We start from the raw sequence: 15786 nt of genomic DNA, 5'->3' as shown, positions 1-15786 counted from the left end.
TCACTCGCTGCGCTCGCTAAAGGGCCCGCGGCTAACCCGCTATTCCGAGGCCGCTTAGCTTACACCGTCCCGCATCGGCCACGGAAGGTGACGTCTCGGCCGAATGGGCGTTCGAGGTCGGCGCGCGCCCTCGCCGCATAGAGTCGATGCGCACCGGCCGCGCGGAACCCCAGCGCCTCCAGGCACTCCTTCGAGATCTCCGCCGGATGAACCTTCGGGAATTGCAAGGTTCCCGTGCGTTTCGCGCGCAGTCGCGACAGGAGTTGCTTCAAACGGGCTCCACCGTCCTCCACGAACGAGCGGAGCGACACAATCTCTGCCGCTGGGGCGAAGCCCCCCGAATCTACATAAAGAAGGTACGCCTCGATTCGCTCGTCGGAGGCCACCGCCAATCCTGCGATGTCGTCCTTCCTCGCGGTGAGGGTCTCGACCGAACGCTCCCAGCACACCTGCGGATGATCCTCCCCGAGGAGACCGTTGGCGGCGAGATCGTCAACGGTGACAGGAATCACGAACCGGCCGCGGTGATCCTCTGACGCTGCCTCGCGCGCATCGTTCTCTTCGCGCTGCAGGACGAAGTCCGTCAGCAGCGCTTCCTGGACGTATCCGCTTGCGCTGAACAGCCCGCAGGCAGGGGCGAGGCTCTCGGGGACTTCGGCGGCGATCCGGGGAGGGCCGAGAATCGCGAGCTTCGACCCGAGCGAGGCGAGCAGGTGACGGCCGTGACCCTGTCGCCGATGATCCGGATGGACGGCGATCGTGTGAACGAGGGTACCGGACGGCCGCTTGGCGCCGATCAGGACGCCGATCGCGTCGGAACCCGAGAAGGCAACCATGCAGCTGCTGCACCAGACCTGAAGGTCGCGGATCGACCGCTTGAACGCAGCCGGCGTCACGGCTGGCTCGCCGGGAAAGTACGGAGACCAGCAGCGATTGAGCGCGTCGACGAGAAGCGCGATGTCGTCCGTGCGGCAGAAACGGTATGCGGGCATTCTTCGGAAGGGGGACAGTCACACTTCTGCTGTCAGGAGGGCGGAGCAGAAGTGTGACTGTCCCCCTTTTACGTCACCTCGTTGAGGTAGCCGCCCGCGTTACCGTCTGCGGGCGCGCTCGCGGTCGAGCTCGCGGCCGCCGAATCCCGCGCCGGCGTCGCGGCGCCGGCGCCTGGCGCCGAGTAGCTCGCGATCATCTCGGCCATCATCCGCTTGCCGAACTCGATTCCCTCTTCGACGAGGGCGAGGTCGATCGTCGCCGCGGCGCGCTCGCGCGCAAGCTCCTCGATCCGCGCCTGCGTCTGGCTCCGCATGAACCCGGCCGGGACCCGGAAGATCCGCTGCGCGGCCTCGTCCGTCCAGTCGAACGTCGAGATCAGCGGGTTCTTCTTGTCGTCGCGCGCGACGAGCTTCGCGTCGCTTCCTGTGCCGGTGGCGGCCTTCTCCCCGGACGGTGCCTGAATCTCCAGCGGCGCCCCCGTCTCCTCCTCGATCACCTGGCGGGCGAACTCGAGCGTGATCGCGTCGAGCCTCATCATGCGCGCGCGCTTTTCGACGCGTGCCTTGACGCGGCGCCGCTGATAGGCGTTCTTCATGGTCCAGAGGCCCCGCCTCGCATCCTCCGTCCAGCGGAGCTTGCGCCCGTCGTACGTGGTCTCCTCCTCGAGCCCTCCCTCCACCGCCGCGATCTTCTCGATCATCTCCGGGGAGATCACCTCGAAGTCCGAGGCGCCACACACGGTGCACCTCACCGGATCGCTCTGCGTGGCCGCAACGCCGCACGCCCGGCACATCGACACCGGGCGAGACTTCGCCCGCTCGAGCGCCACCGCCTCGGCCAGCGCCTTGGTGGCGGTCGAGGCGCTCTTCGGCATGAAGCGATCCATCGCCTCGTCGATCACCGCGCTGGTGACCACCGAATGCCCCTTTTCGAGCGCCAGGCGAAGGACGCCGGTGCGGGCAATCCCCTTCACCTGCTCGGGCACGCGCTTCATCCGCTCCTCGGCTTCGGGCGTCCACCGGACGGTCTCCTCGGCGCGCACGTCGAGCCTGGGCACCTCGAGGCGCGTGGAAAGGAGGACGTCGCAGGTCGCGGCGCGCAGCACGTTCTCCACGTTGCTCCCCAGCGCCTTCTCGTCCTTCGGGCTGTGAACGCCGATCCGCCCAAGCACGATGAGCCAGGGATTCGTCTTGCGCGCGTGGTCGAGGATCTTCTGGAAGGGCTTGCCGTCGAGGAGCGTCTTCTTGATCGCGATGCCCATCTCGCTCCCCATACGCTCGCTCACCTCGAGATGAGACTGATAGATCTGCGCGAGCCCGGTGTCGATGATCTCCTCGTGGAGCTGATTCTGCTCCTCGAAGCGGAACACCTTCGCCGCCTGCTCGGTGAGGACGTTGACGATGCCGTTGAAGACCGAGTAGTGCAGATAAGGATCGTACACGGCGATCGCCTCGACCTTCTTGCCGAACGCGCGGGCCAGTTCGGACGCGGTCATGAGCGCGCCGAACGACTGGGGGCTTCCGTCGATGCCGACCAGGATCGTGTCCCGCTCGGCATCGCCCAACTCGGGGCCCGACTCCGGGACGTGCTTGACCACCCAGACATCGCGATCGCACTGGCGGGCGACGCGTTCGCAGACCGAGCCGATCACGCTGTCCCGGGCGCGCCCGATCCCCAGGGCGCCGATCACGACCAGGTCGTGCTCGGAGCCGGCGAGATCCTTGAGGATCTCGACATGATGCTTCCCGTCCATCATCCGCGGCTCGAAGGCGAGGCCCGACTCCACGCAGAGGCGTGACATGCCATCGAGATAACTGTCCGAGATGAGCTTGAGGCCCATCGTGATGAGGCTGTCGTGGATCTTCCGCTGGCGCTCCAGTTCCACCTCGTCGAGGTACTCCTCGGGCAGGGTGTACTCCATCTGCCTGAAGCGATAGTCGTGCAGGCTTGCCGCGTACACATGGCAGCCGACCAGTTTCGCGGAGAACGCCTTGCCCAACGCGATGGCGCAGGCGGACGCGCGGTTGGAGTAGTCCGAGTTATCGACGGGAACGTAGATGCTCTTGTACATTGGATTCTCCGGATGGCCCCAGGCCGTTCATGCGCTGGTGGCCGCCTGCTGCCTCCGCCGACCGCCGGACTCCTCGCCGGCGCGAGATCCGTAGCGCCGCCGCACCCAGCCAATCACGGCCAGCTCGATGGCGAGAATGAGCGACGCCGTCTTCACCATCGGGCCGACGGCTGATGGAACCACCTCTGGCTCGACGTAGAGGGAGTACCAGGCCGTGAGACCTCGCCTGTTGCCACGCTCGCGCGACAACCCGTCCCAGACCGAGAAGGCGACCGGCAGGAACTGTCCGGGCGAGAAGGAGGCGCCCGAGCCTGCGCGAAGGGGCCGCTTGAAGATGACCGACCACTCTCCCTGGTCGTAGCTCGCGACTCCCGTGAGCTCCCCGGTGTCGTCGGGCGCGATGTCCGCGCTGCCGCGGCCGGTGAACTGAAGCGGATCGGGGCGGGCCAGATCGAAGAACCAGAGATCCACCGGGTTCTGGGCGTCGCCGAAGATGAAGTACGGCTTTCGCGCGCCGGCCGGCACCTGCGAAGGAATCTGGATCGCGACGGCGTCGGAGAACTCGGACGGCTGGACGGCCGGCGCGGCTTCCTCCTCGGCGAAGGGGTCCGCCGCCGGCGGCAACTCCGCCTCGCCGAAGGGGCTCTGTCCGGTCTCCTGCGGAGCTCCCGGCGCCGACTCCTCTTCCTCCTCCGGAGGCACGGGAAGCGACGGCCCGTTCTTCCCCGTCTTCTGCGCGCTCATGTCGTGCCATCGGACGAGGAGGGCGATCGACTCGGCGTCGTAGATCGCCTGAACGGTCACGGAGGTGGCGGGAGGATGGAACGCGCGTCCGGGCTCCATGATCTGTCCGATGATCGGAAAGCGGGCGACCGGCGCGGATTCGAAGCTCGCAGCCCCCCTCTTCAGATCGATCGGATCCTGGACGTGCCTGGCGACGACCAGGTTGGTATAGCCAGGCCCCTTGCCGCCCGAGAGCGAGACGATGAAGTCGGTGATCGCCCATCGCTGCTCGGGCGTCAGCGCCTCGAGGAACGACGGCATGGGCGTCCCATTGAACCCCGTGCTCATCGTCCGGAAGATGTCCTCGCGCGACGACCCGCCCCGGAAGGTCCAGTTCTGCGAGAGGTTCGCCGCGCGTATCGGATGCCCCCAGTCGTCCACCAGGGTTGGCGCGGAAGGTCCGTCGCCCCGGCCGAGCGTCCCGTGGCACCGCACGCAGCCGCTTTCAACATAGAGCTTCTTCCCAAGCTCGATCGACTCCCTCGTGGCGTTCGGCGCACTCGGGAGCGGAACAGGCTGGGGGGCGTTCTCGCCCTTGGAGAAGTCGGCGGAGAACGTCGTGATGAAGTGCGCGAGATCCGATGCTTCCTGGCCGGAGAGGTTGGGCCAGGCGGGCATCGAGGTGTAGGGCATGCCGCGCCTGATGATGTCGACGAGGTCCTGATGGGTCGGGAGCGCCCCGCTGGGAGTCGTGCGGACCTTGAACTTGCCCTGGGTGAAGTCGCGGGGCCTGGGGCGCAGGTGTGGGGTGGCGTAGCCTTCGCCGTCCCCTTTCTCGCCGTGGCACTGCGCGCAGTACTTGAGATAGAGCGTCCTGCCGGACTCGCGCTGCGCTTCGGTCACGTTTTGAGCCGTCACCCGCGCCGATCCCGTCAGCGCGAGACACACCGCGGCAATCAGGACCGCGAGACCTGCAGCGAGAGACCAGCGCGGGCCGATCGGGCGGGAGATCATTCCCTCGCGACCTCCTCCCTGGCGCGAGGCCTGTGGCCCGTGAAATCGTAAAGAAAGAGGATCGCCTCCCACATCTCTTCTTCCTTCAGGAACTTCTCCCAGGCCGGCATGGCGGTGTCCCAGGGACCCCCTTCCTCGGGAAGTCCCGGTCCCCCCTTGGAAACCCGCCAGAAGAGGAACGTCTCCCGCAGGTTCGGAATCGTCCCCTGGTCGGTGAAGTTGGTCGGGATCGGGTCCAGCGCGTGGGCGAACATGCCGTTGCCGGACAGGTCGTCGCCGTGGCAGAAGACGCAGTTCCGGTAGTAGACCTGGCGCCCGTTCTCGACGTGCCTGCGGAACTCTTCCGGATTCGAAGACTCGAGGTGCCGGAAGGGGCTGTCTCCGGCGTCCAGGTCGATCCTCTTCTCGTGAACGGTCACCTCCGTCGGGGAGGCGGGGTGGACCGTTCGCGGGAAGAGCGGGGGCTCGATGGGGACGCTCATCTGGACGTAGACGTTCGCGGCCGCGAGCGCCGGGAGGGCGACGACCGTCGCGCCGAGGAGCGCCGTGTACCGCTTCTCCGTCATGAACCGGACGAGCGGGCGGGAGGCTTCCTCGCGCCGCTCCTGACTGGAGGACACGTACGCCAGGATCGCAATCGAGACGATTCCCATGTAAAGCGAGACGACGGAGGAGGGAATCGGGGCAGTGAATCCGAACCGGAGCAGGACGTAGATCCCCGCCCACCACGCGACGGCCCATATCAGCAGGTTGGCCCGACGGAGGCGAAGGAGCCCGAACGCGGCAGCGACGGCCAGGACGATCGGAATGTTCATCGTGCCACCGCTCCAGCGGGCCGCGCCGCCTCCTGGGAGGCAGCCGGCGCCGCGCGGTAACGGTGGGTCGTCTGGAGCGTCACCGTCGGCGTGCCGCCAAGAGTCTGGAGGTACGCGATCACGCAGAGGATCTCCTGATCGGTGAGGCCGATCGGAGGCTTGTTGATGACGGGCATCCCCCGATTGAATCCCGGCACGATGAAGGCGTCAGGTTCGTACATCGACTGCGCGAAGTACTCGACGTCGCTCAGGCCCGGGACGCGGGTCTTCGCGCGGACACCGACCCCCTCGAGGTCGGGGAACCGGAGCGCCCCCGTCTTGCCGATCGTGTGGCAGGTCGCGCGCACAGTCCGCGCGGCGGGGACCCCGCTACACGCTCCCTCGCGGTGGCCCCAAGGCCCCGCTCCGGTCGCGTGGCTCGCTCGCTGCGCTTGCTCGCGGCAGGATTGCTTCACAACCGCTCACCTCTGTTCCCTGGTGCCGGCCGACCCGACCACCACTTGGGATAGCCGTCGCCGGGCTCGCGGGGCGGCTTCCCGTTTGAAATCGGGCCGGTCGTGCAGGCTCGTGATCCAGAACACGACGCCGATCAGGAGGAAGAACCCGAGCACGGTCACCGAGACGACCTCGGTCGCGAAGCCAAGCGTGGGTGTAAACGCGTCGGCCGACTGGTCCCGAATGACGCCGTACACATGCCAGTGCTGGCGAAGCCCGGATCGAACGTAGCCCATGAGCCCCATGAGCCAGGTGAAGGTCACCGCGATGAAGATCAGCACGTATTGCGAGATCGCCGGAATTCTTCCCCAGCGCACCTCGGTCTTCCTCGCCCCGCGGAAGAGGAAGATGTCGATGGCGGTGATCGACGCCATGGCGAGCAGGACCGAGCCGACCTGGGGCACCGAGAGCCGGATCCGGACCGTCGCCTCGACGAAGTACCCGTAGACGCCGAGGAAGATGACGAACAACGCGGCGGCCGCGAAGATCGAGAGCTGCGCCGCATGGCCCGTCTTCGCCCAGGCCACCGTTGCGACCTTCCCCGTCCGGCGGTAGAGGAGGAAGCTCATGAAGGTCGTCAGGATCAGGATGTTCACGGCGGTGTTCTTGGCGGACATGACACCGAGGTAGCCCAGAATGGGGTGCGACGATCCTCCCATCGCCCGGATTTCGGAGACGGTCGCGATGATCGATCGCGGCGTCGCCCAGACCATGAAGCAGAGCACGATCGCGATGAGAAGGTACTTGATGAACTTCTGAAGCGGCTGCACTCCCTCGACCCGCCCCATCCCGAGCCACAGGTAGTAGTTGGCGGCGAGGAAGAGGTTCCCGATCAGGACGGCCTGGATGATGAAGAGCCACGAGAAGGCCCCGCCCATCATGATGAGCCCGAGCGTCTGCGAGAACGCGTAGATCTCCTTCGCGAGCCAGTAGCCGGCGAAGGGGAGCGGGAGGAAGGCGCTGATCGCGACGAAGTTGCCGATGTATCCCATCCAGTCGTAGTGCGCCCGCTCCTCGTCTGTTTCAGCCTGCAGGAACTTGAACGCCGCATACGCGGCGGCGACCGACCCGCCGAACGCGATGTTCGCGATGAATCGATGGACGTTGATCGGCATCCAGGTGAGGTTGGTGACCGCGTCCCAGACGGAGATCACCGCCCCCGTGTCCGAGACCCCGCGCGGCGACATCATGAAGGTGAGCCAGGCATTGGCGATCATCATGATCGCCGTGCCCGCGACGTTGAGGCCGAGCCCCAGGCCGAGATGAACCAGGGGATGGAACTTCCCCCAGCCGTAATAGTAGGTGTAGAGGAAGAACGCCTCGAGGAAGAAGAGCAGGACGTACGGGAGAAAGGTGGGAGAGAACACGCTCATCAGGTAGTTCGTGAACTTCGGATACAGGATGATGAGCATGAACGTCAGGAACGCCCCGAAGGTCGCGGTGAGCGAGAAGGAGACGGAGAGGAGCTTCGTGAACTCGTACGCGAGCCGGTCGTAACGCAGATCTCCGGTCTTGTAGCCGATCACCTCGATGATGAACGCGAAGATCGGGATGGCCAGGACGAACGCCGCGAACAGCAGGTGAAGCTGCGCGACCGCCCAGATGGCCACGCGGCTGCCGACGACCGGAAAGGTACGGTACTCGGCCTCCGCGTAGGGCTTCGCGCGCGCCTTGCTCTCCGCATCGGCCCTCTCGGCGGCGAGTCCCTGCGCGCGGGGCGTCGCGTCAACGGCCGCGGAAGGAGCCCGGTAAGGCTCCTTGTACTCGCGGTCCAATAGCAACGAGGCCATCTTGACCGTCCCCGCGAACATCACGAGTACGGTGAGGGGACCGAGAACGACGAGCAGTTTGCGGTTCATCACGCCGTTCAGCACGACGCCTCCCTCATTTCCCCTGGATGCCCGTGACGCCTGCCGGCCGCTTGCGCTGGAGCTCCCGCACGTAGGCGACGATCGCCCACCTGTCCGCGGGAGGGATCGGCCAGCGGTATCCGGCCATCAGCCCGCTCCCGTTCGTGATGACGTCGAAGATCTGCCCGTCCGGGTACTTCAGGATCTTGTCCTGGTGAAAGGAGGCGGTGGGGACGTTGCCTCGCTGGAACAGGATCCCCTTGCCCTCCCCCCGGGCGTCGTGGCACGGCTGGCAGTAGATGCGATACCGCTCGCGCCCGCGCTCGACGAGCGTCTCGTCCACGGGAACGGGAATCGTCGCGACAAACGGCCCGTCCGCCTCCTTTCCGGTGAAGAAGGGCACGTCTTCCTTCAGCCCGCCGATCGGGACCGTTCCGGGAACGGGCTCTCTCATGGACGCGCCGTTGTAGAAGAAGTTGCTCGCCGTCTGCGCGCGGACCTTCGGCTGGTCGTCCATGCTCGGATTGAGATGGATGGGAGGGCGGCTCGACGTGCAGCCGCGCGCGCAGCCCGCCGCAGCACCCACGGCGGACGCAAGAAAGAGGAACGCGAACACGCGATTCCGCCCCCTCATGCCGGCATCTCCGGGTTGGGGTTGCGCACCTTGGCCAGATAGGTCGTCCGTGGCCTGGTGTTCAGCTCTTCGAGGAGCGCGTAGTTGCGCGGGTCGGCCTTCGCCTTCACGACGCGGCTCGATCGGTCGCGAAGATCGCCGAACTCGATGGCCGAGGCGGGGCAGGCCTGTTGGCAGGCCGTCTTGACGTCGCCGTCACGAAGCTCGCGCCCCGCGAGCTTCGCATCGATCTTCGCCCGATTGATCCTCTGCGTGCAGTAGGTGCACTTCTCCATCACGCCCCTCGCGCGGACGGTGACGTCCGGGTTCATCGCGAGCCGGAGAATGTCGGGTGTGTCCTTGGTGAAGTTGAAGAAATTGAACCGGCGCACCTTGTAGGGACAGTTGTTCGAGCAGTAGCGGGTCCCGATGCACCGGTTGTAGACCATCACGTTGAGGCCCTGCCCGTCGTGAACGGTTGCGGCCACGGGGCAGACCTGCTCGCAGGGGGCATCCTCGCAGTGCATGCAGGGAACCGGCTGGAAGACGATCTCCGGGCTGCCGGAGGGTTCGCCCGAGAAGTACCGGTCCACCCGCAGCCAGTGCATCTCGCGCCCTTTCGCGACCTGGGTCTTGCCGACGACAGGCACGTTGTTCTCGCTCTGGCAGGCCGTCATGCACGCGCTGCAGCCGATGCAGGCGTTCAAGTCGATCGTCATCCCCCACTGGTGCCCCTGATCGTAGGCGTGCTCCTTCCAGAGGGAGAAGTGATGCGGGGCCTCCTCCGGCGCGGAGGCCGGTTCCGATCGAAGCTCGGCGAGAGTCGACTCGCGGACGATGGGGCGCCCCTCCATGCTGCCATGGCTCTGCGTCGCCGAGAGCGGGTACGCGCGCCCGAGCCTGGTGAGTCTGGCGCCGCTGTCGAAGCCGGGTGCGTTGGACGCCCGGACGGTGAACGTATTGAACCCGACGCCGGACCCGATCCGTCCCGCGCGGAGACGGCCGTATCCCAAGGTGAGGGCCACCACATCGTCTGCCATTCCGGGGAGGATCCAGACGGGAAGCTCGAGCGAGCGGCCCGCGTAATCGAGGCGGACCACATCCTCGCTCGCAAGACCGAGTGTCTCGGCGGTCTTCGGGCTCACGAGTGCGGGGTTGTCCCAGGTGAGCTTGGTGATGGGATCGGGAAGCTCCTGCAGCCACCCGTCGTTCGCGAACCGGCCGTCGTGTAGCGAGGGTGAAGGGAGGAACACGATCTCCAGGCCCTGGCCTGAGCCCGGTCGAAGGCCGTCCGGAGATCGCCCGCCTGTCAAGCGCGCGAGGTCCGCAATGGGCTCCCCTGTCAGATCGGGAACGACTTCGGGAAGCTCGCTGCCGGAAAGGAACCCGTCGTGGAGGACGCGGTTCCACTTCTTGTCGAACTCGGCCTCGCCCAGGATCGGTTTCCACGTCTCCCGCACGATCTCGTAGCCGGGACGATCCTTGCCCCCGGCCATCAGCCCCAGCACTTCAACGGGGGTTCGTCCGCCGAACAGGGGGAGGATCAGCGGCTGGATGACGCTGAGCGTGCCTCCAACCGCGCGCGCGTCTCCCCACGATTCGAGATAGTGAGCGCGAGGGATATGCCACTCCGCCCTGGAGGATGTCTCGTCGACCGCGTGCCCGAGCGCGATCGTGTGAGGGACTTTGGAGAGATATGTTGCGAAGTCGAGGTCGGCGGGGGCGTCGAACACAGGATTGCCGCCCAGGATGACGAGCGTCCGGACCGCCTCCTCTTTAATCGATGCTACGAGCGAGGCCAGCGAGCTCGCGCTCGGAAGCGCAGCGTCCTTCGTCTCGTAGTAGGTGACCGTTCTGCCCGTGTTGCCGAGATACGTGTTCAGGGCGCAGACCGCCGCGTGGACGGCCGGCGGCTGGCGCTCCCCCGCCACGATCAACCCCTTGCCTCGGTTCGCCAGAAGGTCCTTCGCAAGGGCGTCGATCCAGCGCGGGTCGACACCCGGGACGTGGGCCGGGCCCGTCGCTCCGGCGCCGGGCGCCGCAAGGCGCGCCGCGAGGGCCGCGAGGAAGGGGGCGATCTGCCGGCTCTCGAGGCGGAGCCGGTGATCCGCCATGGCTCCCGTCAGCGAGTAGACCCCTTCAACCGCGTAGAGCCGGTTCATCGAGGCATCGGAGGCCTGCCCTGAGCTTGTCGAAAGGGCACGCCTGCCGTCCGCGAAGCCTCGCGCGTGGCGGATCGTCTCCGGGTCGGTGAGGAACGGGTCGGCGTCGAGGGCGAGAATCACCGAGGCTCGATCGAGCCGGAGCATGAGATCGAGGTCGCGTCCCGTGGCGTGCCGCAGACCCGCGAGCCGGCTCTCGTCGCTGACCGCGTCGTAAGTCGCCCACTGCAAACGGGGGTAGCGGGCACGAAGCTCGGAGACGAGACGCGCCAGGGTTGGCGAAGAGAAGGACTCGGAGAGGACGGCAAGGCCGGCGCCGCCATCCGCGGCATGAGCCGCGGAGAGCTGCCCCCAGGCCGTCACGAAATCGCTCCAGGATTTCCGCGTGCTCCGCAGCATGACCGACTGCGAGCGGTCGGGATCGTAGAGGCCGAGGATGGACGCCTGGACGAGGGAGGCCGAGGCCCCGAGGGTCGAGGGGTGCGAAGGGTTTCCCTCGATCTTGGTCGGCCGCCCTTCGTGGCTCTCGACGATCAGGCCGTAGGCGCTCCGGCGGAACGGCATGGTCGTCGCGTAGTAGCGGGGGATCCCCGGGACGATCTCCTCGGGAGCGGTCACATACGGGACAATCTCTTCGACGGGGCGCCGGCACCCCGCGAGCCCCGCAAGCGACAGCGAGGCGCCCAGGAGCATCATCATCTCGCGCCGGGTCACCCCTTCGGGAAGCTCCGAGGCTCCCTCCGGGAATTCCCGCTCGAGCAACGCGCGCGCCTCGGGGCGGTCCTCGATCTGCGCGAGACTTCGCCAATAGGTCCGGCTCACCGGTGGCACCCCGAACAGTCAGTCGGCGGATTGACCGGTCGGTCGCCGAGCACGGCCGCGAGCATCCGGACGTCCCGGGGAGGGGTCCACTTCATGTTGGTGACCTCTGAAACGGGGCGTCTGTAGGGACCGGGGTTCCGGTGGCAGTCGACGCACCAGCTCATGCTGAGCGGCGTCGTCTGGGTGACGGTTTCCATCTCGTCGATGCGGCCGTGGCAGGTGACGCAGCCGATTCCTGCCGCCACATGCGCGCTGTGGGCGAAATAGGCGTAGTCGGGAAGCTTGTGGACGCGGATCCAGCGCATCGGCCGGCCGCTGGCGGCGCTGTCCCGGATCGGTGCGAGCTTCGCGCTGTCCCTCTTCACCGTCTGATGGCAGTTCATGCAGGTCTGTGTGGGCGGAACGTTCGCGACCGCGGAAATCTCGACCGAGGCGTGGCAGTACCGGCAATCGAGACCCAGCTCGCCGGCGTGAAGTTTGTGGCTGTAGGGGACGGGCTGAACGGGACGGTAGCCGACGTCTGTGTACCACGGAGAAAAGTAGTACCAGACGCCCGCGATCGCGAGGGCCGCACCGAGGCTGCCCGCAAGGGCGGCGGCGAGCGGGAGTTTGTTCCACCAGGGGGGGAAAATCTGGGCCAATGGCTAGGACCCCGTCTCGCTGGAGGACAGTTGTCCCGACCGCGAGTGAGCGATGGAGCTCTGCTGCCACATCCTCGCGCCTCCCCCAGGAGTTTCGCCGCAGCGGCAGCGAACGAAATCCGGTGGATTAAGGGGCGCATGTTATCCACGAACGGCGACGAGGGTCAAGCGCGCCAGGCGTCGATTACACCACCCGCAGGCCGAACAACTCCGCCGCCTCCAGCAGGGCCGGATCCTCGAGCGTCAGTTCCCGGACGGCCACGAGCCGCAGCAGCGGCATCGCGCGGTCGAACAGCGTGATGTTGGCCCACAGCGCCTCCCAGCTCGACCACCACCGGAGACCGGCCGCACTGGGATGCGACCGATAGAGGGCGAGCGCCTGTGGCTGCGTGACAGAGCGATTCCTGGTCGCGACACGGGACGGGCGCAGCCGCTCGCGGCCCAGGACGAGGGGATCGTCGAGATCGATCAGCGTCGCGCCGTCGTCCAGCTCTATGTCGGCGAGCGCCAGAGGCAGGCCCCGGCGCCGGAGGAGCGGCGCGATCAGCCGCTGACCCCGGAACGCCGCCAGTTGTTCGGCGACGCAGGACACCGGGCGGTCGGCCAGATACAGGCAGCCGTACGTCTCGGGGTTGTCGTGGCGTCCTTCGCCCTGGAGCACGCGGGGGAACCAGAGCGGTCCGTCGGGCGCGTCGCCGCGCGCGGCCCGGCTCCAGGCGAAGCAGCGGTGGAGGATCACGCGAAGGAGTCGGTGCGTTCCGCGCGGAGCGCGCGCATCAGTTCCTCGGCGCGCCCCGAGCGGACCAGATCGATCGGACGACGGTCGCCCAGCCGCGGGTTGATGCCGAACAGCCACTCCAGGGCGGCATCGCGCTCGTAGAGGCGCAGCACGCTGGACCAGACCAGCTCCAGCAGGTCGACCTTCTCGGCGTTCAGGGGGTCGATCCCGGCGCCTTGCAGCCAGCGTGTGACCTGCGAACGGCTGACGCCGAGCATGTCGGCCAGCCGCGCGGCCGAGCGGAAGTCATGCCGGAGCGCCTCGACCTTGCGTGCGGTGGCGACGGGCATGCGATCAGGATAGCGCAACACTTTTTGTTGCGCAACATTTCGCGTGGCGTCGGCAGGCGGGGCTGCCCCATGTCCCTCTGAACCCGTATAATTGACGCGTCGGGGCGTAGCGCAGCCTGGTAGCGCACCTGCCTTGGGCGCAGGGGGTCGCTGGTTCGAATCCAGTCGCCCCGACCACTTTTCCGATCTGTAGGTCACATATAGGTCACACTGGCTGACGCCGGTTCGGTCCGCCGCGGCGGCGGCGATTAAGATGAGGCGTCGATGCCGCCGACTCGCCACGGTGCTGCGCTTCTCGTCCCGCTTCTGGCAGCTCGCCGGCCTCTCCTCTTGGCCGGGGCGGGCGCAAGCGCGGTGATGGGTTACCCGCTGTGGCGCGGGTTGGTAAGACAACTCGCCGACGAGTTCGCCCCTGCCCTAGCTGTTTCAGACGATTACCTAGGTGACGTCGACAAGATCGCCGACGCCGCAGCGGCTGTTGGTCGCGCCGACGAGTACTTCAAGCGGCTCGACCGCACTTTCTGTTTCGACGGCGCTCCACGTAAGGATCTGCGGTTTCATCGGCGGCTGATTTCCCTCGGATTCTCCGGGCTCATCACCCCAAATTTCGATCCGACGCTCGAGGAAGCATGCATCGCCGAGTATTCGGGCTCGGCTGGTGTTCATCGCTGCGAGCCGGTCGACTTGAGGGACGACCGATCGTACCGCGTCTTTGAATTCCTGCGGAACCTTGGTGCGAGTCTTCGCCACGATCGAGTGTTGCACTTGCACGGCTTTCACAGTTTGCCCAAGCGACTAATACTGGGTGCCCGCGACTACGCTGCTGCGTACGGGCACGATTTGTCTGCGCCTGATGCGGCGCTCCGAACCCTTCCCCGAAAGGTCATCTGGACGCTGCTCGCAACACGACCAGTGCTGTTCGTCGGTTTCAGCATGACAGATCCGTTCTTTAACAAGGCGCTGGATCTTTTGAGGAGCGACTTCGTCCTGACCGACGAACCGGCGCATTTTTCGATCATCCCTTACGACGTCGACTTAACGGCCACTGCCGGCGTGCTCGATCCCGCAGCAGCGCACGAAGAAGCCAAACAGAAGTTCCGCGAAAGACTTCCGCCCTGGCTCGTGCCCATTTTCTATCACGCGCCACGTGATCCCGCGACGGGTCTTCAAGACCATACTGGGCTGGCTTCAGTGATTGAGGATCTCGGTGCCAAGGCTGGGGCGACAGCCCCTGCGGAATCAGCCGTTGATCGACTCGCCCGTCGAGCCCTAGAGGAGCTGTAAATGGAAATCCGGCGGGATCGTCTTGCAACGGAGTTTGCCAAATTCGAACGCCAGGGCAATGGCGTCGTGCTTGGAGCTCCCGGCGTGGGCAAGACGCACTTGCTCGTCACACACTTTCGCGCGGCGCACGCCGATCATCGGCCAGCGTATCTGCTGTCGTTGGACAAGCACTCCGTTCACAACGATCTCGAACTTCAGACAGAACTCGGGCTCGATCGCGATTTGATTGACACGCTGCGCGATGACGTCCGCGCTACACCGGCGGCGCCAGGCTTGCTGATCATTGACTCGTACGACTCGCTGCGCTCCGAAGACGCTCAGAAGTACGTACGGACGCTCATTCGGCGTGCGCAAAACGTTCTGCAGGCAAGCTGGCGGATCATTGTCGCGGTCCGTACGTTTGATGCACTGCGGTCCGAAATGTTGCTTGCAATGTTTCCGCCTGGAGCTCCACCGGCTCCTGAATTCCAGATGCGCGGCGTGCTATGCCGGCACTTCGTCGTCCCAGCGCTCTCGGATGACGAGACGCTGCAAGCGGTTGCCAGCATCCCCGGGCTCGACAGGATCTTTGAGCGCAGCTCGCCAGAATTTCGGTGGTTGCTTCGGACTCCATTCAATTTGTGGCTTGCGGAGAAGTTGCTTGGCGGCGGTGTCAATCCCGACACCCTGAGTGATGTGTCTTCCGAAGTTCAGCTGCTTTCACTGTTTTGGCACCAGCGAGTGGCATCGGGCCTGATGGCTTTGCGACGCCGTTCGGTGTTGACGGAGCTCGCAAGAGCAATGGTGGAAGCCCATCAGCTGTCGGTACGCTTTGACGCGGCGTACAAGCGCGAAGACGACGAAGTATGGCGAGACCTTTTCAGCGCGGAAATCCTTACTCAGGTTGGAACGGCTGGGCAGCGCGTGGCGTTCGCTCACAACATTCTTTTTGACTTTGCTGTTAGCGTCCTGTTGATCGAGGACGAACCAGCGCAAGTCGCCGAGTTTCTGGCAGCCGAACCCGCGCGTCCGGTCTTTTTGAGGCCCAGCATCAACTACTACTTCACGCGCTTGTGGGCAGAAAACCGCGGGGCGTTTTGGGCAGTGTCATGGTTCCTGTTGACCAGCGAGCAAGTGCATCTGCGCTTGTTTGGCCGATTAATCCCGATGGCAGTCGTAGTGCGAGAGGCCGTCACAGTTGATGACTTGGACCCGGTGTTCCGTGCCCTTGCAGCTAAGGAAGCACAAGCTCCTGA

The 15786-nt window shown here is 65.9% G+C and carries 13 protein-coding genes and 1 tRNA gene; 3 read left to right on the top strand and 11 right to left on the bottom strand.

All coding sequences use genetic code 11. From position 1 onward, the window contains the following. Positions 1-59: 59 nt before the first annotated feature. From HYU53_07455 to HYU53_07405, 11 genes are all read right to left on the bottom strand, one after another. Positions 60-992, bottom strand: coding sequence for a GNAT family N-acetyltransferase (locus tag HYU53_07455; protein MBI2221030.1), 933 nt, complete (start codon positions 990-992; stop codon positions 60-62). Positions 993-1060: 68 nt separating this feature from the next. Then, the gene (locus HYU53_07450; GenBank protein MBI2221029.1) at positions 1061-3064 is read right to left on the bottom strand and encodes a universal stress protein; all 2004 of its coding nucleotides are present in this window, start codon (positions 3062-3064) and stop codon (positions 1061-1063) included. A 27-nt stretch (positions 3065-3091) separates the two neighbouring features. Continuing rightward, the gene (locus tag HYU53_07445; protein MBI2221028.1) at positions 3092-4801 is read right to left on the bottom strand and encodes a c-type cytochrome; all 1710 of its coding nucleotides are present in this window, start codon (positions 4799-4801) and stop codon (positions 3092-3094) included. Beyond that, positions 4798-5616: a cytochrome c gene (locus HYU53_07440; GenBank protein MBI2221027.1), complete on the bottom strand. Its 819-nt coding sequence runs from the start codon at positions 5614-5616 to the stop codon at positions 4798-4800. Before HYU53_07440 ends, HYU53_07445 begins: the two co-directional genes overlap by 4 nt. Then, positions 5613-5963 (bottom strand): cytochrome c, encoded by a 351-nt coding sequence (locus tag HYU53_07435; protein ID MBI2221026.1) that lies wholly within the window; start codon positions 5961-5963, stop codon positions 5613-5615. Before HYU53_07435 ends, HYU53_07440 begins: the two co-directional genes overlap by 4 nt. A 114-nt stretch (positions 5964-6077) precedes the next feature. Next, positions 6078-7985, bottom strand: a complete 1908-nt coding sequence (locus tag HYU53_07430; protein ID MBI2221025.1) for a cytochrome ubiquinol oxidase subunit I — start codon at positions 7983-7985, stop codon at positions 6078-6080. 10 nt (positions 7986-7995) lie between these two features. Continuing rightward, on the bottom strand, positions 7996-8595 hold the full coding sequence (locus HYU53_07425) for a cytochrome c (GenBank protein ID MBI2221024.1): 600 nt from the start codon (positions 8593-8595) through the stop codon (positions 7996-7998). Beyond that, positions 8592-11576, bottom strand: a complete 2985-nt coding sequence (locus tag HYU53_07420) for a TAT-variant-translocated molybdopterin oxidoreductase (GenBank protein MBI2221023.1) — start codon at positions 11574-11576, stop codon at positions 8592-8594. Before HYU53_07420 ends, HYU53_07425 begins: the two co-directional genes overlap by 4 nt. Further along, complete coding sequence (locus HYU53_07415) at positions 11555-12199, bottom strand: cytochrome c3 family protein (protein MBI2221022.1); 645 nt, start codon at positions 12197-12199, stop codon at positions 11555-11557. The genes HYU53_07420 and HYU53_07415 overlap by 22 nt, the downstream gene beginning before the upstream one ends. A gap of 184 nt (positions 12200-12383) precedes the next feature. Continuing rightward, positions 12384-12938 carry an RES domain-containing protein gene (locus tag HYU53_07410; GenBank protein MBI2221021.1) on the bottom strand — a complete coding sequence of 185 codons (555 nt, stop codon included), beginning with the start codon at positions 12936-12938 and terminating at the stop codon, positions 12384-12386. Then, positions 12935-13267 carry a DUF2384 domain-containing protein gene (locus HYU53_07405; protein MBI2221020.1) on the bottom strand — a complete coding sequence of 111 codons (333 nt, stop codon included), beginning with the start codon at positions 13265-13267 and terminating at the stop codon, positions 12935-12937. The genes HYU53_07410 and HYU53_07405 overlap by 4 nt, the downstream gene beginning before the upstream one ends. 100 nt (positions 13268-13367) lie before the next feature. Between HYU53_07405 and HYU53_07400 the strand changes: the two genes are divergently transcribed. The 3 genes from HYU53_07400 to HYU53_07390 form a co-directional block, all read left to right on the top strand. After that, positions 13368-13444 (top strand) — tRNA-Pro (locus HYU53_07400). Between the two features lie 180 nt (positions 13445-13624). Then, positions 13625-14551, top strand: a complete 927-nt coding sequence (locus HYU53_07395) for an SIR2 family protein (protein MBI2221019.1) — start codon at positions 13625-13627, stop codon at positions 14549-14551. Beyond that, positions 14552-15786: ATP-binding protein (locus HYU53_07390; protein MBI2221018.1), on the top strand; the 1235-nt coding region annotated here is incomplete at its 3' end. It lies immediately after the preceding gene.

This window comes from Acidobacteriota bacterium, assembly GCA_016184105.1.
In the GTDB taxonomy this organism is placed as follows: Bacteria; Acidobacteriota; Vicinamibacteria; order Vicinamibacterales; family 2-12-FULL-66-21; genus JACPDI01.
The sequence above is the reverse complement of the archived record's forward strand: the minus strand, read 5'-3'. Positions and strand labels throughout refer to the sequence as shown.

Bases quoted from the DNA above. Each gene is read 5' to 3' on its own strand.
- HYU53_07405 (MBI2221020.1), bottom strand. From the start codon at position 13,267: ATGCCCGTCGCCACCGCACGCAAGGTCGAGGCGCTCCGGCATGACTTC.
- HYU53_07425 (MBI2221024.1), bottom strand. From the start codon at position 8,595: ATGAGGGGGCGGAATCGCGTGTTCGCGTTCCTCTTTCTTGCGTCCGCC.
- HYU53_07395 (MBI2221019.1), top strand. From the start codon at position 13,625: ATGGGTTACCCGCTGTGGCGCGGGTTGGTAAGACAACTCGCCGACGAG.
- HYU53_07455 (MBI2221030.1), bottom strand. From the start codon at position 992: ATGCCCGCATACCGTTTCTGCCGCACGGACGACATCGCGCTTCTCGTC.
- HYU53_07445 (MBI2221028.1), bottom strand. From the start codon at position 4,801: ATGATCTCCCGCCCGATCGGCCCGCGCTGGTCTCTCGCTGCAGGTCTC.
- HYU53_07440 (MBI2221027.1), bottom strand. From the start codon at position 5,616: ATGAACATTCCGATCGTCCTGGCCGTCGCTGCCGCGTTCGGGCTCCTT.
- HYU53_07450 (MBI2221029.1), bottom strand. From the start codon at position 3,064: ATGTACAAGAGCATCTACGTTCCCGTCGATAACTCGGACTACTCCAAC.